The organism is Halomonas denitrificans (assembly GCF_003056305.1).
GTDB lineage: Bacteria > Pseudomonadota > Gammaproteobacteria > Pseudomonadales > Halomonadaceae > Halomonas > Halomonas denitrificans.
In genome coordinates, this window is the sequence record NZ_PYVX01000001.1 from 267,175 (window position 1) to 290,275 (window position 23,101).

At 46.2% G+C, this 23,101-nt stretch carries 18 protein-coding genes; all 18 read right to left on the bottom strand.

The features are described 5' to 3' along the window. Positions 1-159 precede the first annotated feature (159 nt). Entirely contained in the window at positions 160-1,962 is a 1,803-nt protein-coding gene (locus C9F13_RS01235; RefSeq protein ID WP_108444425.1) for an ABC transporter ATP-binding protein, read from the bottom strand. 51 nt (positions 1,963-2,013) lie between these two features. Beyond that, the gene (locus C9F13_RS01240) at positions 2,014-4,290 is read right to left on the bottom strand and encodes a polysaccharide biosynthesis tyrosine autokinase (RefSeq protein WP_108444426.1); all 2,277 of its coding nucleotides are present in this window, start codon (positions 4,288-4,290) and stop codon (positions 2,014-2,016) included. Positions 4,291-4,704: 414 nt separating this feature from the next. Continuing rightward, positions 4,705-5,574 carry a glucose-1-phosphate thymidylyltransferase RfbA gene (gene rfbA / locus C9F13_RS01245; RefSeq protein WP_211310906.1) on the bottom strand — a complete coding sequence of 290 codons (870 nt, stop codon included), beginning with the start codon at positions 5,572-5,574 and terminating at the stop codon, positions 4,705-4,707. Positions 5,575-5,675: 101 nt separating this feature from the next. Further along, on the bottom strand, positions 5,676-6,818 hold the full coding sequence (locus C9F13_RS01250; protein ID WP_157955132.1) for a glycosyltransferase family 4 protein: 1,143 nt from the start codon (positions 6,816-6,818) through the stop codon (positions 5,676-5,678). Then, positions 6,781-7,524, bottom strand: a complete 744-nt coding sequence (locus tag C9F13_RS17355) for a hypothetical protein (protein ID WP_157955133.1) — start codon at positions 7,522-7,524, stop codon at positions 6,781-6,783. The genes C9F13_RS01250 and C9F13_RS17355 overlap by 38 nt, the downstream gene beginning before the upstream one ends. Positions 7,525-7,528: 4 nt before the next feature. Further along, positions 7,529-8,407 carry a glycosyltransferase family protein gene (locus C9F13_RS17360; protein WP_157955134.1) on the bottom strand — a complete coding sequence of 293 codons (879 nt, stop codon included), beginning with the start codon at positions 8,405-8,407 and terminating at the stop codon, positions 7,529-7,531. After that, positions 8,388-9,689, bottom strand: coding sequence for a hypothetical protein (locus tag C9F13_RS17365; protein WP_157955135.1), 1,302 nt, complete (start codon positions 9,687-9,689; stop codon positions 8,388-8,390). The genes C9F13_RS17360 and C9F13_RS17365 overlap by 20 nt, the downstream gene beginning before the upstream one ends. A 324-nt stretch (positions 9,690-10,013) precedes the next feature. Then, positions 10,014-10,727 (bottom strand): ATP-binding protein, encoded by a 714-nt coding sequence (locus tag C9F13_RS17370; protein WP_157955136.1) that lies wholly within the window; start codon positions 10,725-10,727, stop codon positions 10,014-10,016. Between the two features lie 306 nt (positions 10,728-11,033). Continuing rightward, positions 11,034-11,822: a hypothetical protein gene (locus C9F13_RS17375; protein WP_157955137.1), complete on the bottom strand. Its 789-nt coding sequence runs from the start codon at positions 11,820-11,822 to the stop codon at positions 11,034-11,036. Next, positions 11,806-12,792, bottom strand: a complete 987-nt coding sequence (locus C9F13_RS17380) for a glycoside hydrolase family protein (protein ID WP_157955138.1) — start codon at positions 12,790-12,792, stop codon at positions 11,806-11,808. The genes C9F13_RS17375 and C9F13_RS17380 overlap by 17 nt, the downstream gene beginning before the upstream one ends. A 17-nt stretch (positions 12,793-12,809) precedes the next feature. Then, positions 12,810-13,580, bottom strand: a complete 771-nt coding sequence (locus C9F13_RS17385; protein ID WP_157955139.1) for a hypothetical protein — start codon at positions 13,578-13,580, stop codon at positions 12,810-12,812. Between the two features lie 118 nt (positions 13,581-13,698). Further along, positions 13,699-14,496, bottom strand: a complete 798-nt coding sequence (locus tag C9F13_RS01260; protein ID WP_108444429.1) for an amidohydrolase family protein — start codon at positions 14,494-14,496, stop codon at positions 13,699-13,701. A 1-nt stretch (position 14,497) separates the two neighbouring features. Beyond that, the gene (locus C9F13_RS01265) at positions 14,498-15,688 is read right to left on the bottom strand and encodes an ATP-grasp domain-containing protein (RefSeq protein WP_108444430.1); all 1,191 of its coding nucleotides are present in this window, start codon (positions 15,686-15,688) and stop codon (positions 14,498-14,500) included. A 70-nt stretch (positions 15,689-15,758) separates the two neighbouring features. Continuing rightward, positions 15,759-16,952 (bottom strand): dTDP-4-amino-4,6-dideoxygalactose transaminase, encoded by a 1,194-nt coding sequence (gene rffA / locus C9F13_RS01270; protein WP_245888672.1) that lies wholly within the window; start codon positions 16,950-16,952, stop codon positions 15,759-15,761. A gap of 37 nt (positions 16,953-16,989) precedes the next feature. After that, positions 16,990-18,048, bottom strand: coding sequence for a TDP-N-acetylfucosamine:lipid II N-acetylfucosaminyltransferase family protein (locus C9F13_RS01275; RefSeq protein ID WP_157955140.1), 1,059 nt, complete (start codon positions 18,046-18,048; stop codon positions 16,990-16,992). A 270-nt stretch (positions 18,049-18,318) separates the two neighbouring features. Next, entirely contained in the window at positions 18,319-19,383 is a 1,065-nt protein-coding gene (gene rfbB, locus C9F13_RS01280; protein WP_108444432.1) for a dTDP-glucose 4,6-dehydratase, read from the bottom strand. Between the two features lie 214 nt (positions 19,384-19,597). Beyond that, positions 19,598-21,595, bottom strand: coding sequence for a polysaccharide biosynthesis protein (locus C9F13_RS01285; RefSeq protein WP_108444433.1), 1,998 nt, complete (start codon positions 21,593-21,595; stop codon positions 19,598-19,600). 2 nt (positions 21,596-21,597) lie between these two features. Further along, the gene (locus tag C9F13_RS01290; RefSeq protein ID WP_483866728.1) at positions 21,598-22,677 is read right to left on the bottom strand and encodes a polysaccharide export protein; all 1,080 of its coding nucleotides are present in this window, start codon (positions 22,675-22,677) and stop codon (positions 21,598-21,600) included. Positions 22,678-23,101 lie beyond the last annotated feature (424 nt).

The window sequence follows — 23,101 nt, forward strand, 5'->3', positions numbered from 1 at the left end:
CACTGAACGCACCGGTGCTCACCACCACTAAACATCTAAAATCACGCTGAGAAGAAAAGAACCTGCTCAGCGATAGAAACTGAAAACTATAAAACTTGAGCACTCAATAAAACCATCAGCATTACTCTTAACATGTATGACTTCTGCATTAAAACCCAGTTAGGAGTGTGTGGCCATTCGTTGGAAAAGAACATTCCTATCAACTAATTCATCGTATTTTCCGTGGTCGACCACACGCCCCCTTTCCATGAGGTAGATGCAATCACAGCTCCTCACCGTTGCAAGTCGATGAGCAATCATTATGATAGTTTTATTACCGGAAAACTCATGTATAGAATCCATGACCAACTTTTCGGTGATACCATCCAAGGCACTAGTAGCCTCATCAAAAATTAGAACGCTGGCATCATCATATAACGCCCGCGCTATCCCAATACGCTGTCGTTGACCTCCAGATAGTTGAATACCACGCTCACCGACACGGGTCTCAAGACCATCAGGGAGTTGACTTATCAGTTCATCTAGACGAGCCATACTCGCAGCCCTCTGAACACGATGGTAGTCCACCTGTTCATCAAGAAGCCCAAAGGCAATATTCTCCCGAATACTGGCATCAGCAAGAAAGATAGATTGAGGTACAAATCCTAAGCTATTCTGCCAGGCACGTTTCATTTCGTCGTTGAGGGGCAAACCATCAATCAGCAACTCACCGCTATCAGGTTCTATAAGGGCCAAAAGAATATCAATCGCCGTAGATTTCCCTGACCCTGAGGCCCCCACCAGCCCGACGACCTGATTAACCGGAACAGTTATTGAAAGCTTCTCCAGCGCGGCCTCCTCCTTACCAGGGTAGTGAAATATGACATTGCGCAACTCGATAGCCTGATGAAGTTCCAGATACCCTGCAGTCGATTCGGAAGGAGGGCTTTGACAAGCCGCGTAACGGCTATCTGAAAGATCCTCGCGTATGCTGTCGAAAGCAGCCAGCTCACCCCTGATAGTTGCTACACAAGTATAAATCTGCTGGAAAGCTGGCAACAATTTAAGACCTGCGAGAGCAAAAACAGAAAGCACAGGAAGAATATCACCGAGATTTCCATCACGCGCGACTAAAAGATAGAGAACGAGAAATATCACAGACCCAAAGGCAAGCAACTCCATAGCATAACGAGGAACTTCCGATAGAGTTTTTGTCATCCCTCTTGCACGCCCTAGCGATCTGCTGGACTGTTCGAAACGCTGGTTAAATACCTGCTGCCGACCTAATAATAACACATCTTTTATTCCACCAAAGCCTTCGCCCATCAATTTAAAGCGCTCACGCTGGGTAGCGGAAACCACCTTGCCATTAGCCACTAGCTTTCGACGCACGGTACGATAAAGCAGCAGATACACCAAGAAGAAAACAATGAAACCCGTTATCGCCACGACAGGATTGAAGATCAGTATAGCTACCGACATGAAAAACACCATGACTACTCTAGCATTCATCTTCATCAATGGGGCAATGATCTTGTCGGTAACTCGCGTACACTCCTGTGAGATCTTGTTTGTCAACTGGGCGCTGCTACCAGCAGCGTGGAACAACCATGGTTGGTGCATGTAATGTCGATAGAGACGCGTGCTGAGTTCGGCCCCTATCTGCTGACCGTACATGGATAGCCTCCAAACAGTAAGCATCGAGATGCCGGAAGCAACGGTCAGGGCTGCAAGAACTGAGATGCCCGTCCAAAACAGGAAGTCAGTGGGATCGGTGAAGCCGGTCATTGTATAAAGGCGTGCCACCACACCATCACCTTCAATACGGCTCATATCACCGACAAGAGCCATAAAAGGGCCAATAGCCACAACGCCAGCAACCTCAGACAAGGCCATTAAAACGACCAGAAGTTGCAAACGGAGAAGTTGCTTTCTCTGTTCACGGGTAAGAAGGTCATAAAGAGCTTTTAGGCTTGAGATCATTGGCTTATCGCTTGATGATTGATATGAAGTATGTGCCCTAGACTATTCGGTTCAAGAGTAGCTATAGCCATAGCTATAGCTATATCGGGAGATGGCCTTGCGTTCGATCGCATTGAGGATCGTTCCCTTGACCGTTACCCCAGCCGTCTCTAGGCGCCTCACTGCTAACTGGACTTCCCTTAATGGATTGACCTGGAATCGTACAACCATCAGGGTAGTGCCGCATTGTGCACCTATCACCGCGGCGTCCGTCACCGCCAATACAGGCGGTGTATCGAAAATCACCAGGTCGTAGCATTCACTCACCTTATGACAAAAACGGCTGAAGGCTTCTGACATCAGAATCTCAGAGGGGTTGGGGGGGGCATGACCGCGGGAGATATAGTCCAGGCCACTGATGCTGCTTTGACGGATCACTTCATCGAGTTTTGCATGGCCTGACAGCAGGTCCGAGAGACCAACACCGCTACGTTCACCGAAGGCATGGTGAAGCTGTCCTTTGCGCATATCGGCATCTACCATCAGCACTCGCTGCCCTGCCTGACCACAGACGGCGGCCAGATTGGCGGTAATGAAGCTCTTGCCAATATTGGGGCTGGGACTGGTAATCATCAGACGGTTGTCGTGACTTTCAAGCATGGCGAAGTGCAAGTTGGTACGCAGACTGCGCAACGATTCGACGGCCATGTCGGTAGGTTCAGACTCGGCAAGAATCTGATTGAAGACATCTCGACTACGGCGATCGCGGCGGTGCTTGACACGCCTGACCAATTTTTTCTGCTCATTCGAATATGCCACCGTGGCATATACCGGCAAAAAAGCCTCTTCAAGCTGTTCGGGCAACTCTATACCGCGATTGAGCAGACCGCGTATCAATACGAGTCCCGCCGCCAATGTCCCTCCGAACAAGGTGGATAGCATCACGATTCGAGACTTCCTTGGCTCAATCGGATTGGTACCCACCACAGCATCATCGATGATGCGTACATTGCCAATTGTCCCCGCACGTTCAATCTGCAATTCCTGCATTCTGTTGAGCAAATTGACGTAGATGGACTGAGAGGCTTCCACTTTACGGGTCCGGCGGACCACCTCCTGCTGTTCGCGTGGTAGATCGTCAACCCTGTCGCTGAGAGCGACTCGCTCAGATTCCAGGTGCCGCTTCTGACGTAACAGCGATTGATAGGCAGGGTGGTTTACAGTGTAACGCTGCACCAACTCAGCCTCTTTGAAAGCCAACTCATTCAATTGACTATCGATCGCGACGAACTGATCGATGGCAGCACGAGCCTCGGACGTCAAGTCAACGCTATGCTGATTTGCGCGGTACTCATTGAGGCTGTCCTCGGCTTCCCGAAGTTGGGCACGAATCACGGGGGTCTGTTCTTCAAGAAACGCCAAACTCTCATCGATCTCGGCTGACTGCCGCTGGATATTCTGTTCCAAGAAGGTTTCTGCCACGGCATCCAGCGATTTTCGCACCTCCTCTCGGTCGGGTCCGGTTAGCGTCAGGCGAAGCATACCGCTTCTGGTAGCCCCTGAGCCTCCTACTTCGAAAACGTCTAAACGGTTTCTCAAGTTGCGGATGGCCGAAACTCGTGTGTGCTTGAAGAGGGAGAACTCCGCGCCTGGAGGCGCCTGAAGGTTGTTTATCAAAAGCTGAATATCCCCCTCCAGGAAGCGCGTCAGCTCGCCCACCACTCCCTCGCCGATGGATCTGGGCACCTGTTCATCCAGCCAAAGAGAGTAGCGACCATCTTGTTCAGTCTTGACAATCAATGGAGTTCCGAGGAAACGCTCCGAAACCTCCAGGTGAGCTAGCTCGAGCCTTTCGCCCCCCCAAACAACCGAGTTAGGCTCCAAAATGCTCGGGATACGCAGCCCCCCCTTCATGGCATCGGGGAGAGAACTGGAAATATCGATACCGCCAGTAGCGAATGTTGGACGGGTAATTTCTCGCCGATGCAGATAGTTTCCAATGATTGGCAAGGCCTTGGGAATGACCTCTATATCCAGACCCATACGATCAACGACCTTCCCAAGTACCATGCGAGACTGCAGAATCTGCAACTCCGCTGCCGTGCTGCTCTCACCCTCTTCTCCTCGTGATCCGATAGAGATCTCACCAAGAGGATTAACAGTGCTACGAAGCTCTACTTGGACTAGTGCATCACCACGATAGATAGGCGTAGAGAGCATTGCATACGCAGCCCCCATCAGTGCGAATACCAAGGTAACGAGGATGATGAACCATTTATGATCTAGCAGCATGCCGAAGAACCGCGCCAGATCGAGTTCCTTATAGCTTTTATCGACTGTTTTATTCATGATTCACACCATTTGTATTATTCACCGAGGCATTCTAATTAAGTCTAAGATGTTAACGTACGCGAATAATCTGATATGAAAAAGACCTGCACATTGACAGCCTGACTTGTACTCACACTGCTTGAGAGGAAAAGATAGCTATAACACAAAAAAAATGTCCGCATTAAGCACCTGGTGGTTTATATAAAAATCTTTTCAAGAGACTAGCAAAAATGCGAATAAATCACCGACACTTAAAACGTCGAAGAAAACCATCTCCTTACATCGAAAAGACTAACAGACAATAATTTACAACTAAAAAAGGTCGATCCATGCACTTACCGTGTTATTTCGCGCCTTGAAAAACATAGGCAAACATTTAAAACTATTGCCATATACTTCTATAATTATCGTAATGGATCTACGAGATAGGCGTCATAGCCCACTTACAAGATCAAGGAGGTACTGACCATAACCATTCTTTGAAAGATCGCTGCCCGCTTTTGAAATGTCATTGACTGTTAACCACCCATTGTTGAAGGCAATCTCCTCGAGACAAGCAACCTTGTAACCTTGCCGTTTTTCCAGTGTCTCTACAAACTGGGACGCTTCCAGAAGGCTTTCATGAGTGCCGGTATCTAGCCAGGCGAACCCACGCCCAAGGACCTCGACCCTAAGTTTTTGCTGATCGAGATAGGCATGGTTGACACTGGTAATCTCCAACTCTCCTCGTGATGATGGCTGTACCTGCTTGGCGATCTCAATAACATCATTATCATAAAAATAGAGACCGGTAACTGCAAAACGTGACTTCGGGTTACTTGGTTTTTCTTCAATAGAAAGTACCTGTCTATTTTCATCGAACTCTACCACCCCAAAGCGTTCTGGATCCTTTACGAGATACCCGAACACCGTGGCTCCCACTTCTCTTTCAGCCGATGCTCTAAGAACAGGAGAAAAACCCTGACCATAAAATATATTATCACCAAGAACAAGACATACCCTGTCGTTGCCTATAAATGCCTCTCCGATGATAAATGCCTGTGCTAGACCATCCGGGCTCGGCTGAACCGCATAGGTAAAGTTCACACCAAACTGACTGCCATCACCTAGAAGCCTCTGGAAGCAATACTGTTCATCTGGGGTAGTAATGATCAAAATATCCTGTATACCCGCTAGCATGAGCACAGACAAGGGATAGTAAATCATAGGCTTATCGTAGATGGGAAGCAGCTGTTTAGATATCCCCATCGTGATGGGATAGAGTCGAGTGCCGGAACCTCCTGCCAGAATAATTCCTTTCATTTTCATACACCCTCCCTTCTAAAACTACAGGACAATCACCATAATAGGAGCCGTACTGAAACCGTGTGCACGGGACAAGATAGAGACAGCAATGACAACGATCATGCCAGACTTTTATAGAAACCAACTAGCTCATTATTAATCAACTCTCTATCGAAACGACTTGCCCAATGTGGACCATTGTCGGCATGTCTTTTTAAAACATCAGGGTTATCAAGGTAACGTATAATTGAGTCCTTCAGGGCGACTTCATCTCCCACTGGAACAATGGATCCATTATAATCATCCTTTACGGCATCACAGCTACCAGTTCCGTTAGTGGTAATGACAGGAACTCCAAGATATGCAGCTTCAACTAAGGTATTGCCAAATCCCTCCCAGTGGGAAGGCATGCAAAATACGTTCATCACTTGCATATACGGTGCCACATTGCTTTGATAGCCTACATGTACGATATTCTCATGATTATGGATCATATCCATGCACCACTCGGAAATAGGTTGTGCCTTTTCCACTCCCCCCACCAGAAGCAACTTCAGATTTGGCCGAGATTCAGATATTTCTACAAAAACAGACACGAGCTCTTCAATCCCTTTTCTGGGGATTAACCTGCCAACGAAGCCAATAACAAAATCGCTCGACTGAATACCAGTTGACGATTTTATTACTTCGCAACTTGGACCTTGAGTAGTTCCGTTTTTTAACTTACCTAAAGAAACACCACAACTACCCATACCCAGTACACGCGACTTGCTTTCCGAGAAAAAACCTGATGAAACACCAAGTTGACGAACACTGGGGCTAACACAAATGACGTGAGTAGCTAAGCGGCACGTAACAAGCTCCATTGCAATTTGAATAGTACGTGACAGACCGTTAAGGGATTCATGCCTGAATCCATGCTGTGTATAGATTCTGTGTGGAACACATGATACCCAGGCCGCTAACATGCTTAGAAGTGAAGCTTTTGGAGTACCAGCATTTACTATGTAGGGTTTTTCTCTCCGGAAAATAGATATAAGAGAAATCAGACAAGCAAGGTCGTTTCCAACGTTTATTTCTCTGCTGAATGGTACTTCTTTGAATTTCGTTTTCTCACTGACAGAAATGTTCTGTGAATTGGGGCCAGCTTGGCATATCAGAACAGTATCGAACCCTGACGCGTGGGCGCACGCGAAATGCCCTTCCAGGAAGATGACACTACCATCACTTGTCACAGTAGTAATTATTTTTCTTTTGCTCATTTGATTTCACCAGATCAAGTATAGTGGCATTTATTTTCTCAGTAGAGACATCACTTCCATCGTTGGTAAGGAGAACCATTCCTGAAAAGGGATTTAGGCTATGTATTGTTGAACATAAAACCTCTAATGCCGCCTTGGATTCTGTGGCATTTAAGTCGTTAAGTCCCCTCTTTTCCATTCTTTTCTCAAGAAGTATTTCAGGAGGGTCCATGACCACAATGACATACATAAAAGGATCAATATATTTTTTTGCATTCTCCAAAACCCCATTAAAAACTTTCAGGGCTAATCTTATATTAGAAGAATAGTAAAACAACGGCCACCCCAGCTGGAAGATACCTTGTTCAACCACGGCTGATGACGATTGGATCCTGCACTTCGTAAAAAAACTTAGTAAGAAAATGTAATTAATTAATAAAGTCCATGCCAGAAACTTGGAATTATAATTATTGGAGAATATCAACGACCTTAAAAACAAAAACTCCCTTGGCTTGCTGATAAAAAAACTCAGCGAAGATATTGCTTTCTTTGACATGCGCAAAATACTTGCAATACGCGAGTCGTTTTCGCCACTGTTAGAATAACTTGAATAACTTGAAATACTGTGCAATTCTGAAGCCAAGAGAGACTCAAGTTTCAAAGATGAAAAGGTTTTACCTGACCCTGGCGCACCAATAAACTCAACAATACATGGCATTCCAAGCATACCTTCAATTGTTCTGGAATTTAATAGGCGTACTGAATAACCAGAAAGTTTTAATCACAGCGTATTTCAGCAAACCGAGTTCTTCCCGCTTTGATCTCCTTTTCCTGGAGATAAACTCGGCTGTTTCATTAACGTTCCCCATATTACATTCATCAGGAATAAATGAATCCATGTCAAGTATCTGCTGCTTAAGATTGTTGCTGATATTGGATGCATAGTGAAAGACACGCACACTCTTTAGCCATTTTTTTCTATTCAAGAAAGGATCCGTATCATTCCAACGTTTCTCCAGACCCAAGAACCTAACATCAGATTTAAACACCGCCTCAACCAGAGACACTTGATCGTACTTCACACCAATACTGTTATAGCATTTGTTCCACTTGGAAAAGAAATGGTTGACTGCTTCAGATTTTTTGAAAAGAATCACACCACTATTCCAGTGTGGAAGACTGGAGACCAGCTCCCCTCCCAGAATAGAAACATCACCTTTTCCCTTTCTTTCTTGAGGATAAGGGTTAACCCTCATGGCAACATCAAAATGATCCAATAGAAATTCACCAACAGAAAGGTCTTTCATGATCAATGTATCTGAATCCAGAAAAATTGCTTTTTCATAAGAAGAATACTCATGCAAGCGACTTTTTATATTCCTGTTCTCTTCCGTATCAAGGTCAACCAGAATAATTGTATCAATATCTTCAGATAAGAAATCGACTATGCTTGTTGTGATTTCTACATTCGTGATCACGGTGACAGGCATAGCAGGGCTGACTGACTTTAAAGTCTTGATAGAAAGTAATGTCATAGCCAGATAAGGTCGTCCCATGGCCACATATATTGCACCATAACCACGATCTGCTTTATTGTTCTGTTGTTTCATTTTCCGCCCAACCATGTAAGTTTGTCACATAAAGCAAGCTGGCCATGGCTATGATGATCCATGGTTGCATTCGATCTATATCACTTGATGTGGACACGGATAAAATTATATAAGTCAATACGGCTACAGGATAAATGGCACCTATTGAAAGCGACCGAAAAAGATTTGCCAGTATAAAGAAAATAATGGGTACAACACCGACAATACCAAAGGCGATAAATGCTCCTATCCAGAATGAATGTGGATTGCCAAATGTCCCTAATCCGATGCCAAATAACATGTCTAACACATCCATTTGTTCTAAATACCCCCCCCACATTATCAGCCTTCCATTGTCAGCAAAATCTATAGTCTTGAAAATACGCAGTGAATCGACAGATTCCGGCACAAATGGTAAGGCTGAGACACCGTGCTCGCCAACATAAAAAACTAAAGCTGTTATGAACAATAGAAAAACTGCCACCCATAGAAAAAACTTAGCTGGTAGCTCTCTGAAATTTATCAAAAGATAAACAAATAGTCCTATTGTTATAGAGATAAAAGTCGCGATTAGTGGCATTCTCGAACCAGCATAAGCCATGGCCATCAAGATGGTTACCGAGGATACCAGATAAAGAAGTTTCGGTAGTATTCCAGACTTCTCTATTGCCAGCGCGATGCTTGTAATCGTAAGCACAAATCCAAGCACAGTAGTCAAGAGTCTTGGTGAACTTTGCGTATCACCAATAGCCAAGCTCATCTCAGAATCTCTTGCTAACGATAATTCTTGGGAACTGAACAGTACAAAGACAGCCACTGCCATACATAGCCCAGAAAACGCCACACCGAGCAAGAGTTTATTTTCCAAATACTGGGGAGTATAGTTATCAGCAAAGCTCAAGAGAACAACCATATAAACAAGGACAGCTATTAATCCAAAGTACCTTTCCAGAAAGGTAGTATCACCAAGCAAATGAATAAATGACAGTATCAAAATGACCAGAAACAACATCCCGAATGGGGTGTATACTCTGAGAATACCATTTGCAATTACTTGATAAAAAGCACCTAACAATGCTGAAAGCAGAATGAACCATCCATAGTGCACTCCTGAGTAGATACCAATTAGTTGAAAACCAGCCCCAAACAAAACCAGCGGAATTGAGTAGTAGATACTTTTCGATGCAACCACTGTCGTCAACAAGAAAGCAAGAATCAAACTGGCTGTAATCGATACAATAGAAACAGCAGCAACCATCGCAACCGGAAAAAACATGGAAGATAACTTCAATTCATTTCTCATGAAATGACACCTATCGTTATTCTTGCTCCATAGGCTTTGTTGCGCTCATAGCCCTACGTGGCAATAAGTTACTACGAACACATACTCCTGGAGAACTTCTTGATATCTTTAAACTAACCATGAGAAAAGACTTTAAATAAATACGGCGAAAGCCTGCTAACTCAACACCTGAAAAAGAAGGTTGCACAGCTTAAGACTGAATTTTCAGCATACTCGCATGCTGTATAAAACGTAGCAGGAATGGCTTTTTACGGGATAAAGACACTAAAGAAGTTTGTCGACCTTGCTTTCTAAATAGCTTAACCAAAGCTTGTCAAGTGCAAACTAAACCTTTACAAGAAATTCACTTGATTTATAAGATTCTAAAGATCTTAAAAAATCAACTACCTCACCAATCACAACATCATCACCCTTGCTTACATCAATGGTAATGGCTGAAAAATTTCTTTCCCTCATCGTAGTGACTAAAGCCTCGCTTTGTTCGAGGAATTGCGAGTTGAATTGTGACAATTCTTCTTCTGTCTTATCCTGATGGTATGAACGCATGATACCCTTTCTTTTAGCTCTAGTCCGAATGCGTACATTGATCTGCTTGGGGGAAGTGCTTAGATTAATCAGCGCGCGCCTTTTCATAATAAAGTCGAAATGGTCGGGACGTTCACTTGCCAGCATACGTAGCTCATTCATAAAGTGCTGGCAAAGCCCCTCATCGACCATGACGCCCAGTGTAGCGCTATGGATATTAAGGTCATATAGCGCTTTAGTCACTTTTTTTTGGAGAATACCGATATCGATGATTCTTCTGGAAGCTAAAGAAAGCAACAAAGCTCTAGATTTACATTCCATCCTTTTTTTATCAATTTTTTGACGCTCATTGTTAAGTACATGTCCTTTTATCAGGTGCTTGATTAAGTGCGATTTGCCCACTCCTGGAGGGCCGATGACATCAACGATAAACGGAAAACATTCATAATTGGCACATCGATAAACATCGAATCCAGCTCTATTAAAGAATATATTTGAAATTATTTCTTTCATAAAGCCCTTCTTTTAATTTCTTGTAGGAACCTGGAGTGTTCAATTTTTCATGTCTTATTCATTGCTTCTAGGGTTATTGCTAACGTTAATGATAAATTTCAATTTACATGCAGCGGCACATGACGCTTTCATATCATGCTTGCCATGGTCTGTTCCAGTAATTAGCTATGCACTTTTGTAAGCCGTGCATCAAACCGACAATTATCTACTAGGTAGTTTCTATGTAACCAGGCATAATAGCCAGGGATATAAAATCTTACTTAACTATCAGGCAATACAACTCGAGGTTGCTTCCAATATAAACTTCTACTTCTCCGAAAAATCTCTGTACATTGTCACTAACCCAGAGAATCGACCAGAGAAACTATCTTGTCTAAAAGCTACGCCAGGATCCACTTCTTCAACGCCATGGAATATTCTCGTGTTGTAAACGACGATAGTGCCGAGCTCAAGAAAAGCGTCGTAATAAACTCTCTCTCCCTCGAGTACGAAATACCCTCCCCCTTTTTGATAGTCGCATGTGCCATCGCTACCTTTCTTACTCATGACGATCAATGGCTGAAAATAGGCATCCACTCCGTGTTTGCCGACCACCGTGGGTACATAATCATCGACATGGCCAGCCATATGGCCACCGCCTGATGGATAGTGATGCACACGAGAAGCCGTCCAGAAACCATCTTGTATAGTGTCAAGGGCAAACTTCTTATCAAATCCTGTTACGATATTTCTAATCATTGCCGCCTGAGTGAAAGCATTTCTCAGGCCATAAATATCAGCGGAGAATATCGGATTGTAAAAAGTTCGCACGCACTTAGCTAGGTCCTTTTCTCTGAGCTCCCCCCCTCCAATGGAAAACTTTTGATAGTTTTCCTGGATACTTGCCGGAGACTCGCCTGTAGCCGGATTGTCATTATCAATAGAAAAGACTTTCCTTAGAGCTCTCTTGCCTTCAACGATCTCATCATGAGTTATCAGCCCTACTATAATTGCAAAATTTTTCTCATTCAGGACCGACTGCAATTTCATGAAATCGAGGTCGTCAATACTTTCTGCGGAGAATGTAGCTTGATCAATATCAGTATGCGTTAGCATGACCTGTCTCCCAGTAGTGATGTGCTGCTGATTCCAGGCTTTCAGTTTTTGCCATCAAGATACCGAGCCCGCCCTGGCCATAATCATTACCACTGTAGGCCACATAGACGACTCCCTTGTATTCAAATGCTGATGGATAGCACTGCGCACGGTCATCCCACGCTCCGGCGCCACCTACTGGAAAGCGATAATGCAATCTGTGCCAGATCAGCCCATTTCGAGATATCGCATGATGCAGTTGGTAGTAGTCTCCTCTAGCACAGAACCACATATGATACGTATCACCCAGCTTCAATACCGTGGGATGACATACAGAATGCTCTCCTATCTCGAAACCGATACGATCAATATAATCTCGTTGCCATAGAAAACCGTCTTTTGATTCAGCATTCCTAATTAAATAACGATGGATTGTAGAGGTATCGAGGTTCCTGTGCCACTCAATAAAACTCGTGTACCACATCCTCCACTGTCCATCCTCTAGCATCACAAATGATGATCCGATGGAAAAAGGTTCATCGTCGGTTCGGTGCAAGATAGGAGCATCAGAGGTCCTAAGAAAATGCTCACCGTCGTCACGACTCACAGCTCTACCAAGCTGGTTCTGGAAACCAGTAGAACAAGTGGCCACCCAACCGGTGTAAAAAAGATGCAAAACGTCTCCATCCGACACAACACATGGATATGAAACTCCATCCTCATCAAAAGCCCCGAGCTTGCCATGTGAAAAGCAAGGGTGATTTTCGATATCGATGACGGCAGGGGTATCCTCCATGTCGACCAATATCCTACCAATAAGCGATCGGTTAAAGGCATCCCGCCCTGTGATGTAGAACCAAAATTTCCCGTCTCCAGGAGCAGCAATTATAGATGAAGATCCCGTATAGCGTTTCAGCCAATCTGGATGAGAAGGCGAAGGCTTAATCAGTAAACCTAATGATTGCCAACAAGAATTCAATATTTTATTCATCCTATCACCGTGAAGTCTTACCCTAGATCTACTGAATTAGATATCCCCTGCGTGCTAGCTAACTTGTTTACTGCAAAAAGCGCTATCCAGCGACCATTGAAATCTTCCCATTGGCGCTCTTTGTGCGGATCTACAGGTGCTACTCCATGCACCATCTGAGCATTGAAGAAGGTTACCTCTCCCCAATCACTGTATTCATCAATGAATACTGTCTCGCCATGGTCATCAATGAAGAATGCACCACCTTGACTAAAGTCTTCACCCTTCCGGCAAAGTAGCATGGTGGGAACGGTAAGCTGATGTCGATCAACGGGGTCCATATGCTTATTCATGGCCCCTCCGCCTGTTGGGTAATACTGGAAAGACAGCCTTGCTGCGCATCCTTGTTCAGGTACCATAGAAAGAAAACTTTCTTTCGGAAGCCCACTGATCAGATTTTTGAGGTAGTAAACTTTCTTGAAGGTTTCAAAGAGGCCAAAGAAATCATCGTTCCATGGAAAAAATGAGAATTGATGGAAACACCCTTTAACATATGACCTGGTATCCCAATTGTTTATTCTGTGAAAATTTGGACACCCTGCCTCTATCGCATGATAGGTAGGAAGAGAGTTTCTCCCAATAGATGTAAGATATTTTCTTATACGCTCTAGAAGTGAGCGATCTATGCCACTATCGAACACATAAACCTCGCCACTCAATATTCCTTCCTGTACACGTTTTATTATCTCAGGGCTATCCAGTGCCTCATCTACCGACCCCATCCTTCTGATTTTTTCTGACATTGGCATAAAACCTCCTGTCGATAATTACCCCCAAGGTCCTCCATAGAACATGCAAAACAAATTCTGTCTTTAATAAAATACGGTTCGTTCAATAGAGCTTATAACTGATAAGATTCATTAATTTCTAATTCTTATAAAGCCAATCATCTAGAACATGCGTTAGATTTAAATGAAAGATATTCTCCACCTTATTTTCCGGCAAGTTCTCTACGAGTCTAAGCGCAACATCGAGGCATTCTTTGGGTGTATACTCAGGAAAATCCGATCCGAATGTCACGCGTTGATCCAATGTACGAGCTATGAACTTGATATCCATATCCAGCGAGCTACCGCGATACCTCATCATGGAGAATGAAATATCCATCGTGAGATTTTTCCTCATTCTTACCACTTCATAGACATCCAGCATACTTGTCCCGCCACCATGTAGTAATACTATTTTTGAATCTGGGCAGCTATGAGCTATTTTGTCGATTATATCTGGAGTATGCCGGGTCATTACTCTAAGCTGCCTGAAGAGCGTATCAATAAATACCACCAGGTTAAAACTGCTCGCTTCCCTTATCGTATAAATACAATTTTTATCAAGGGGGTCATAACCATTTAATCGCGGGTGAAGCTTGATCCCGGCGAAATTTCTTTCAGAAAGTTCAGCCAACTCTTTTCTTATGCTTTTTTCATTTTCGTGTATTGAAGGATCGAAACCTGCGATTGGCACGAAAAGTTCAGGATATCTCCTCGCGACTTCTTCTAAATGGTCGTTATCCTGATAGCCATGTATATTGACAAGGCAGGCACGATAGTCAGGAATGCGCTTTGCCTCTACCAGCAAACGCTCAAGACCGGCATCGAACTGGTTTCGTCCTAACCAGCTTCCATCCTTTGAGACATGGGTTAAGGAGTCAAAGAAGGGTATACTCATGTCAGTTCATCTCATATTTCACGGCGTCACAAGCTTTGTTCAAGATTGCCTTCAGACTCATAATACTTTCACTTACCCCTATTATGTAGGCTTTTCTCCCATCGGCATCTCTAATTACTGGTATATTACTTCCCGGCATGTAATCACTTTCTGAATTGACAATTCCGCTGATTTGCTTGATGCAGTCTAAACCCTTTACTGATTTCATTACCCCTGGCGGAGGAATCAAGTAGCGGATACCCGCTGTCCTGTCATGAGTCCTGCGTATTTCAGGTTCGACTCCGAGGCTTAAATTGATTGCTGCGGCAACCATATTGATACCTGTTGCAAGGGGTATGAGTTCAGTCGTTATTGATCCACCACCAAGTCGCGCACCTACTTCCACAAGTACCGGCACTCCCTCATCCACCTTGAACTCTATGTGTGCCGGGCTATTATCTATGCCCACGCCCTCAATCACCGAAAAGAGAAACCTCTTGACCTTCTGCCAGTTATTCTCATCAAACACGTAAGGTACATTGTGCCCGACTTCCATGAAATAGGGATATCCGGAAGTTATTTTTTCCGTTATAGCAATCACTCGGGTGACACCACGAAAAGTGATCGTTTCTGCCGAATATTCCTTACCGCCAATGAATGATTCAATGATGACCTTGCCATTCTTGCTGAATTGAAGAGCATACCTAACTGCGTCTCTTATTTGCTTCTTTTCTCCCCCTTCCTTCTTTATGCAGGTAACACCTCTTCCCCCGGAACTACTAGTTGGCTTTACAACAACTGGTAGCATATCAACTATATTATCTACTGCTTCTTCATTTATCTTTTCTGGGATGAGGTAATGTGGGGAGTTTATTCCACGATCATGGCAAAGGTTTCGCAACACTGCCTTATCGGTGACAACTTCGGACGCAGTTCTTGAAATTCCTGAAAGGTTATACATGGAGTTAAGAGTTCCCACTGCCTTCACAGGATAATCAGCAGCAAGTGTCATAACGCCATCCACATGATGCTTTCCGAATATCTTTACCAAACTCGGTATATCCTGAAGGTCATGGGAATAAAAATAATCTGCCAATCCCCTGCAGGGCGCGTCAGGATTCGGATCGACACCGATAACTTTGATCCCAAGCTTTCTGGCCTCGCTATAGGCAGGACGCTGCATCCGCCCGCCGCCTAAAATCATTAGCAGCATTCCATTCACCCTATTCCTTTCTTAAAAAGCACGAATGAACAGGTTGCTTAGTTTACCTAACCCTGTCTGTTTATTGTTTGGCAGGCAGCGAGTCAAACAAAATTTCTTCCGCATTTTTGCTTTCGTAAAAACGACGAATTAAGTCTACAACACAGTGAACATCATCTTCATCCATACCATACCAAATTGGCAGCCTTATTAACCTGTCGCTTTCAGAAGTTGTATGATCGTGCTGCCCAACGAAGCGGCTGATGCCTCGCGATGCGGGAGCAGTATGTAGCGGTACATAATGATAGACAGCCGATACACCGTTACTTCTCAAGTGATCCATCAAGAAGACTGCTTCATACTGTTTTACGGTTTTGATGTAGAAAATATGCGCATTGTGCCTGCAACCAAGGGGAACCTTCGGTAGGCAAATCCTCCCTTCTTTCTCCAAGGCTGACAATTCCTGAGCATATATTGACCATATATGACGTCGACCTTCATTGATCACTGTAGCCTGCTCAAGCTGTCCCCAGAGATACGCAGCCTGAATCTCAGATGGCAGAAAACTTCCACCTATATCGCACCAACTGTACTTGTCTACCATTCCCTTCAGGAATTGTGTTCTATTGGTTCCTTTTTCCCTGATGATTTCTGCTCTATTTATCAACGATTTGTCGTTAATTATCAAGAGTCCCCCCTCACCGCCACTGGTATAGTTCTTCGTTTCATGGAAACTGTAAGATCCCATGTGCCCGATTGAACCAAGTGCCTTGCCTTTATATGAAGCCATCATTCCTTGTGCGGCATCTTCAATCACATATATCCCATATTTCTCAGCCAAATTCATTATGACATCCATCTCACAGGAGATGCCGCCATAGTGAACGGGGATAATGGCTTTGGTTTTTTCAGATATTCCTTCTTCCAGGAGAGTCTCATCCATGTTCATGGTATCTTGCCGAACGTCAACGAAGACAATCTCCGCCCCGCGCAGAGCAAAGGCATTTGCTGTACTCGAGAATGTATAGCTCGGCATGATGATTTCATCACCCGGCACGACATTTATCAGCAGAGCCGCCATTTCCAGGGCATGTGTGCAGGAAGGTGTCATTAATGCTTTATTAAAGCCGAATTTTGTCTCGAACCATTCCTGACACAGCCTTGTATACGTCCCATTACCTGCAAGACATCTTCCATGCATGGCAGACAAGACATGAGCATCCTCTTGTCCCGTATAAAGCGGCTGATTAAATTCTACCTTCATCGAGTCCACCATGATTGTTATCGAAACGTAACTCTCTCAGGCCCACAATTTAGTCACATATTGCCCGTAGCTGATGTTTTAGGACATCTGAGTTGAACTTCTCTTTAATGATCCTGATATTATCATCTCGCTCTTTTTCACCAATAGCCTCAAGACTTAATTCGTTAACATCGAATATAGTTAAGCCTGTATTACAAAGCATTCTTGACAAGGTTGAAGATTTATTCATGTAAACCTTTTTCCCAAGTGCCAGAAGCATGATGATGTTACCCATGGCCTGTTGACGGTCGTGCGCGAAAACAGCAATATCTATATCACTCAAGAACTTTAAATAATCTTCATAACACATAAAATCCATAATAGCCTGGAAATCCTGACCAAAGATTTCCATACCTATTTCACGAACCTCATTTGCATATTTTTTATCACCGTACGAAAGTGGCGATATGATGCAGACACCATTACACTCTATTTTTTTCAATTTTTTGAAAACATGAACGTGTCGGTTTGATGGTGCGGCTGAATTACCAACCATTATCTTGAGGCGCCCTGGTTTCCTTTCCCTATTGTTTTTTTCAAGTTTATCCGGCACCACATTACTTGTGTACATAAGGCATTCTATATGTTCGCCCTTTGCACCATACCATTTTCTTGCCAGATCAACATCACCCGGCACATAAGTCAATATATGACCTACGCCGCCTATAACCTTAGACTTGAATATTTTTTCGTAGATCTTTCTTGGTATATCCTTTCTTTTTTTAAATGAATAAAGTTCACCTCCCCATATAGACCAGTAACATTTCGCATGCAACCGAGGATTCATGGCTAAAAACATAATCACGTACTTATTGGTGAACCCATGTAGAACAATTCTTTTTGACGTATAGAGCAATCTCACTACCATCACCACATCTTGAATTCCCCTCAGTATCGTTCCATTTTCTTCCCCATCCTGTGCTGAAGGGTTATATAATATCTTTTCCTTTTTTTTCCTTATGTAGTAAACATTACTGGCGTCGGGGAAATTTTTCGCAACAAAGTCAATAAATGATGGCATGAATTTTTCTTCACTACATACATGAAGATTGGTGTTGGTGTATTTCATATCGAAATCCATGCTTCCCAGGTGCTCACAAATACTGTGCCATGAAATGTTTAGGTGTTTTTATACTCAATCATTAGAATTCAAAGACACCTGGCTAAGTATGAAGACCTTATCCTATTAACATAACAATCAATGCACCCTGCATATCTTCCATGATGAGAGCTGAAGTCCTTTAAAGTACATCGTCATCTTGTCTGAACGAAAGTGAAGATATGAGATATAGCTTTAAGATGACTTTTCATTATATGCTGATAAGAGCATGATGATTGTTTAAGCTACGTCTCTTCCCTGCAGCCCTAGTCGTTCACGATGATAAGAGCCATCCAGCACGTTTCTGCACCAGCTAAGGTTATTGAGATACCAAGAAACCGTCTTGTGAATCCCACTATAGAAGTCTTCTCGGGGTTCCCATCCCAACTCCTTCCTGAGCTTCGTAGAATCGATTGCATAGCGGCTATCGTGACCAGGTCGGTCGTGCACGTGAGTAATCAACTCTTGGCACCCCTTGCAGCGAGGTAATAGCTCTCCCAGAGTCTCACAGATTCTTTCCACCACTTCTTTATTTGTTCTTTCATTGTTTCCGCCTACATTATAGGTTTCTCCCGGCCTTCCCTCTTTCAGCACCATGTATAAAGCTCGGACATGATCCTCAACGTACAGCCAATCTCTTATTTGTCGTCCTTCTCCATAAACGGGAAGCGGCTTGCCATCCAGTGCGTTCATCACCATCAGTGGTATCAATTTTTCCGGAAATTGATATGGTCCGTAGTTGTTTGAACAGTTCGTTATCAGGGCGGGAAAGCCGTAGGTGCGCCGCCAGGCACGCACGAGATGGTCTGAGCTGGCCTTACTGGCAGCATAAGGTGAACTAGGAGAATACGCCGTTTCTTCACTAAATAGTGACTGATTATCGCCCAGATCTCCAAACACCTCGTCCGTGGAGACATGGACGAATCGAAACTTTTCTCTCCTAGAGTTTCCCATTTTTTGCCAGTATGCCCGGCAGACTTCGATAAGATAGAAGGTACCCAATATATTGTTATTAATGAATTCTTCTGGGCCATCAATAGAACGGTCTACATGACTCTCTGCTGCCAGATGAATAACAGAGTCGGGTTCGTATTTTTCGAATACCGCTTCGACACCAGTACTGTGAAGTATATCTACTTTCTCGAAATGATACCTTTCACTGTGCTCTACATCCTTCAACGACTCCAGGTTTCCTGCATAGGTCAGTTTATCGAGATTGACCACAGTATCATTCGTGTTATTAATAATGTATCTCACGAGAGCGGAACCAATGAAGCCTGCCCCCCCAGTAACCACTATATTCATATATCCTCCGACGGATCTTACAATTAAACTTGCAAGGGGCATATTCTATATCAATTTTTACTTACATCATCAATTACAAGAAAATCACTATCCATTTTGGATTTAAAGCAGTTACATTCATCGCATGAAGTTACGTTTCCCGCAAGGCTTTTGAACTGCTGATCAGGAAGCTCAATAGTATCTTAAGCATGAGCCTTACCGCCTTGTCGGCTCCCTATAGTCTTGCTCTAGCGGCATGGCTGATTCCCTGCCATCCCTCATTACCTTCCTGTGCGCCGGATGCTGAGGCTGCATTCTCCGGTAAGGACTCACTAGCGGGGGGCGTCCCAGCGAAGGTGGTCGATAGTCCTGGCCGATAGTCCAGCGGCGCTTGCCTTAGCAGTGTGATGACTTTCTCTTCATTGCGGCTTTCTACCGCTGAGTTCAAACTTTCCAGAAAAGGCTCTAACCTCTCCCAGGACCAGTAGCGCTCGCGAGTCGTTAGTATTCTCGGATGGGGGGTGGGATGAGCACAATCGCCAATGATCAATTCCTCGTAGAGCTTTTCACCAGGCCTTAGGCCCGTATAGCGAATCTCGATATCACCGCTTGGATTCTCCGTACTCTTCACCTCTAGCCCTGAAAGCCGGATCATGCTTTTAGCCAGCTCTGCGATACGCACGGGTTCGCCCATATCCAGCACGAACACCTCACCGGCCTCCCCCATAGCCCCAGCCTGGATCACCAGCTGTGCAGCCTCGGGAATGGTCATGAAATAGCGGGTAATCTCCACATGGGTCACCTCCACCGGGCCTCCGCGGGCGATCTGCTCACGAAAACGGGGCACGACCGAGCCGCTAGATCCCAAGACGTTACCGAATCGCACCATGCACAAGCGTGTCTTGACGTCCCGTGGATAGCGGCTAGCGAAGGCCTGGCAGATGAGTTCAGTAAGCCGCTTGGTAGCTCCCATGACATTGGTGGGTCGCACCGCCTTGTCGGTGGAGACCATCACAAAACTCCCCACGTCGGCTGCCACGGCAGCTTTCACCAGGCCTAGGGTACCGAAGACGTTGTTTCGTATGCCCTCGATCAGGTTGCTCTCCACTAGAGGGACGTGCTTGTAGGCCGCAGCATGATAGAGCGTCTGCACGCTTTCACGCCGCATGAGCGCCTCTAGGCACTCATGCTGCTGTATCGACATCAGAGCTGCATGGCACACGCCGCGGCCATCGCCAGCGCGGTCGCCTAGCAACTCCTGTTCGATGGAGTAAAGAGCGAACTCACAGCTGTCGACCAGCACCAGGCGTCGCGGTTTCTGCAGAAGGATTTGTCTGCACAGTTCCGCACCGATCGATCCGCCTGCCCCCGTGACCATGACGGATTTGCCGCGGATGTCCTGAGCCATGAGATCAGGAAAAGGCGGCACAGGCTCACGCCCCAACAGATCCTCAACAGCGACGTCGCGGGTCTCATTGACGAATGCTCGCCCGGACACAAGATCCTTTGTCCCTGGGATGGTCTGCACCGGGATGGTGAGTTCGGCGAGATCCTCCAGAATCTCCCTGCGTCGACAGCGTGGAGCACTGGGAATTGCCAGGAGGACCAATTCCACACCCAGTCGATCCACCAGCCCGCCTAGATCGTCGGGCGGATAGACGCGTAGCCCCTCCACCAGCGAGCCTTGGAGTCCACGCCAGTCGTCCACGAAGGCACGCGGCCAGTAATGGCCGCCCTGCTGCAGGGCTCGCGCCAGTTCGCAACCCGCAGCACCGGCACCGTAGATAATCACCGGTTTGCGCTGGGTCCGACAGCTGAATTGGTAGAGCTCATGCAGCACGAGCCTCAGGCTACCGATCCCCAGAAGCGCCAGAATGGCGAATACCGGCACCACCCTTAGCACAAACGGCTGCCCCATGATCATGTCCAGCAGGATCATCCCAGCGGCCACAAATGCGACTCCAGCCATCATGGTCTTGATCACGCGCCGGTTCATGTAGCGCAGCACTACCCTATAGATGCCCAATACCTCGAAAAACAGCGGTGTAACCAATACCATTGGAACCATCACCGCCAAGGTACGCCCATCCCACAAGGTCTGGCTGTCGCCCACCAGCAGGACAGCCATGACCATGGCCAGCGCCACCAGCAGCATATCCGTAAGCCGTAGCAACCAGCGCTTGAAACGACGTGGCAACCGCACGAGCGACTTGAACCAACAGGGCACCGCCATGATCACAGGCTCCCCGCTTCATCGACGGACGAGCCGATGTCGCCAGGCAGAGCGATAGACGGCAACAAGAGGCTGATTACATTATTCCAGCGAGCGATCGGCGCGGATGTGACATAGACGACATCCTGGGCCTGTAGTGGAAAGCGAGTCCCCAGCATCAACCGTGTTGCGTCGCTGATGTCAAGCTGATAGACGGTGGCCAGTTTCTCACTCTCCAGGGCATGGCCGCGAATGACGAAGATTCCCGAGGGCTCGGCACGACTCTCGTTGACCCCTCCGGCTCTGGCCAAGGCATCTGTCAGATTGATGCGTTCGTTCCCGACGGAAAGAGTGCCGGGGCGGTTGACTTGACCCAGCACCACCACATTCTGGTTGTCCGCCGTGGGGACATGCAGCAGGTCGCCATCCCTTAACAGGCGGTTATCGCTTTGGTCGCCCAGGCGCAGCAGGTCATAGAGCGAGATTTGGTGTTTCTGGCCGTCTCTCACCAAGGTCGTGGAGTGCCAATCCGCCTCTGGCGTGGTGCCCCCCGCTAGGCTGATCGCATCCAATATGGTCATGGGCTCAATGGTTATCGGCAGGGTTCCGGGAGTCTCCACGGCACCGGTCACGTAAACCTTCTGTGATCGGTAGGCGGCAACGCTGACCTCCACCTGAGGGTCGGTGATCACGCTGGACAGGCGGCTGGTCAGTAAGCGACGCACCTCCTCCAGAGATCTCCCTCCAACCTGTAGGCGGCCCACATAGGGATAGAACATGGTGCCATCCGTCTGGACCCGGTTGCCGGTATCTGCGGCTTCTCGTTCTGCCCCCGCCGGTATCGTCAGCTCCGGGTGGTCATAGACGATGATGCTCAACACATCTCCTGGCCCTACACGGTACTGATAATCGCTCAGCTCGCGGCGGGCCTCACTGGGCATCGGCCGAGCCATTGCCTGTTGCGAGTGACTCATGGCGGCCACCAACTGAGGCGTGATTGGTTCCAGATCGACACGCTCGTCCAAAGACTCACCAATATGGTCCTCATCGATATGCCCCCCCGGCGCCAGGGCGCAACCCGATAGCACAACCGCCACGAGCATGGCGAGCAACCCGCCCCCGAATCGCCAGGCGACACGCTGCGCTTCCCCTGGAGCCTCGTCTTGTGCGTGTACCGCATGCATGATCATGGCGACATCCCCGCTGTTTATTGCCAGGCCACGCTACCGCCCCGGGGATGTCGTTTGGCATCACCCCGAAGCCCGTGGCCGCTGGAGGAGCAACCTCTCGATTGCTTCCTCCCGCCTTTTGGCTGCTCGCCCGCCGAGACGTGCCTCGGCACGCATCGAGATACATTCCAATAACAATTCAGGCCGAACAGATAACGTAAGCTTACAAAGTGACTGCTCCGCCACATTGGGATTTTCCTGCCTCGCCACGGGTGATAAGTGGCCTACGGGAAAGCTCGCAAGGATGGAGAGAAGATGATGAGGCGGACATGGCTGAACCAGCATCCCCTCTCATCCA

Excerpts from the sequence above, each read along its gene's own strand:
- C9F13_RS01235 (WP_108444425.1), bottom strand. The coding sequence starts at position 1,962 with ATGATCTCAAGCCTAAAAGCTCTTTATGACCTTCTTACCCGTGAACAG.
- C9F13_RS01240 (WP_108444426.1), bottom strand. The coding sequence starts at position 4,290 with ATGAATAAAACAGTCGATAAAAGCTATAAGGAACTCGATCTGGCGCGG.
- rfbA (WP_211310906.1), bottom strand. The coding sequence starts at position 5,574 with ATGAAAGGAATTATTCTGGCAGGAGGTTCCGGCACTCGACTCTATCCC.
- C9F13_RS01250 (WP_157955132.1), bottom strand. The coding sequence starts at position 6,818 with ATGAGCAAAAGAAAAATAATTACTACTGTGACAAGTGATGGTAGTGTC.
- C9F13_RS17355 (WP_157955133.1), bottom strand. The coding sequence starts at position 7,524 with ATGCTTGGAATGCCATGTATTGTTGAGTTTATTGGTGCGCCAGGGTCA.
- C9F13_RS17360 (WP_157955134.1), bottom strand. The coding sequence starts at position 8,407 with ATGAAACAACAGAACAATAAAGCAGATCGTGGTTATGGTGCAATATAT.
- C9F13_RS17365 (WP_157955135.1), bottom strand. The coding sequence starts at position 9,689 with ATGAGAAATGAATTGAAGTTATCTTCCATGTTTTTTCCGGTTGCGATG.
- C9F13_RS17370 (WP_157955136.1), bottom strand. The coding sequence starts at position 10,727 with ATGAAAGAAATAATTTCAAATATATTCTTTAATAGAGCTGGATTCGAT.
- C9F13_RS17375 (WP_157955137.1), bottom strand. The coding sequence starts at position 11,822 with ATGCTAACGCATACTGATATTGATCAAGCTACATTCTCCGCAGAAAGT.
- C9F13_RS17380 (WP_157955138.1), bottom strand. The coding sequence starts at position 12,792 with ATGAATAAAATATTGAATTCTTGTTGGCAATCATTAGGTTTACTGATT.
- C9F13_RS17385 (WP_157955139.1), bottom strand. The coding sequence starts at position 13,580 with ATGCCAATGTCAGAAAAAATCAGAAGGATGGGGTCGGTAGATGAGGCA.
- C9F13_RS01260 (WP_108444429.1), bottom strand. The coding sequence starts at position 14,496 with ATGAGTATACCCTTCTTTGACTCCTTAACCCATGTCTCAAAGGATGGA.
- C9F13_RS01265 (WP_108444430.1), bottom strand. The coding sequence starts at position 15,688 with ATGCTGCTAATGATTTTAGGCGGCGGGCGGATGCAGCGTCCTGCCTAT.
- rffA (WP_245888672.1), bottom strand. The coding sequence starts at position 16,952 with ATGGTGGACTCGATGAAGGTAGAATTTAATCAGCCGCTTTATACGGGA.
- C9F13_RS01275 (WP_157955140.1), bottom strand. The coding sequence starts at position 18,048 with ATGAAATACACCAACACCAATCTTCATGTATGTAGTGAAGAAAAATTC.
- rfbB (WP_108444432.1), bottom strand. The coding sequence starts at position 19,383 with ATGAATATAGTGGTTACTGGGGGGGCAGGCTTCATTGGTTCCGCTCTC.
- C9F13_RS01285 (WP_108444433.1), bottom strand. The coding sequence starts at position 21,595 with ATGGCGGTGCCCTGTTGGTTCAAGTCGCTCGTGCGGTTGCCACGTCGT.
- C9F13_RS01290 (WP_483866728.1), bottom strand. The coding sequence starts at position 22,677 with ATGCTCGTGGCGGTTGTGCTATCGGGTTGCGCCCTGGCGCCGGGGGGG.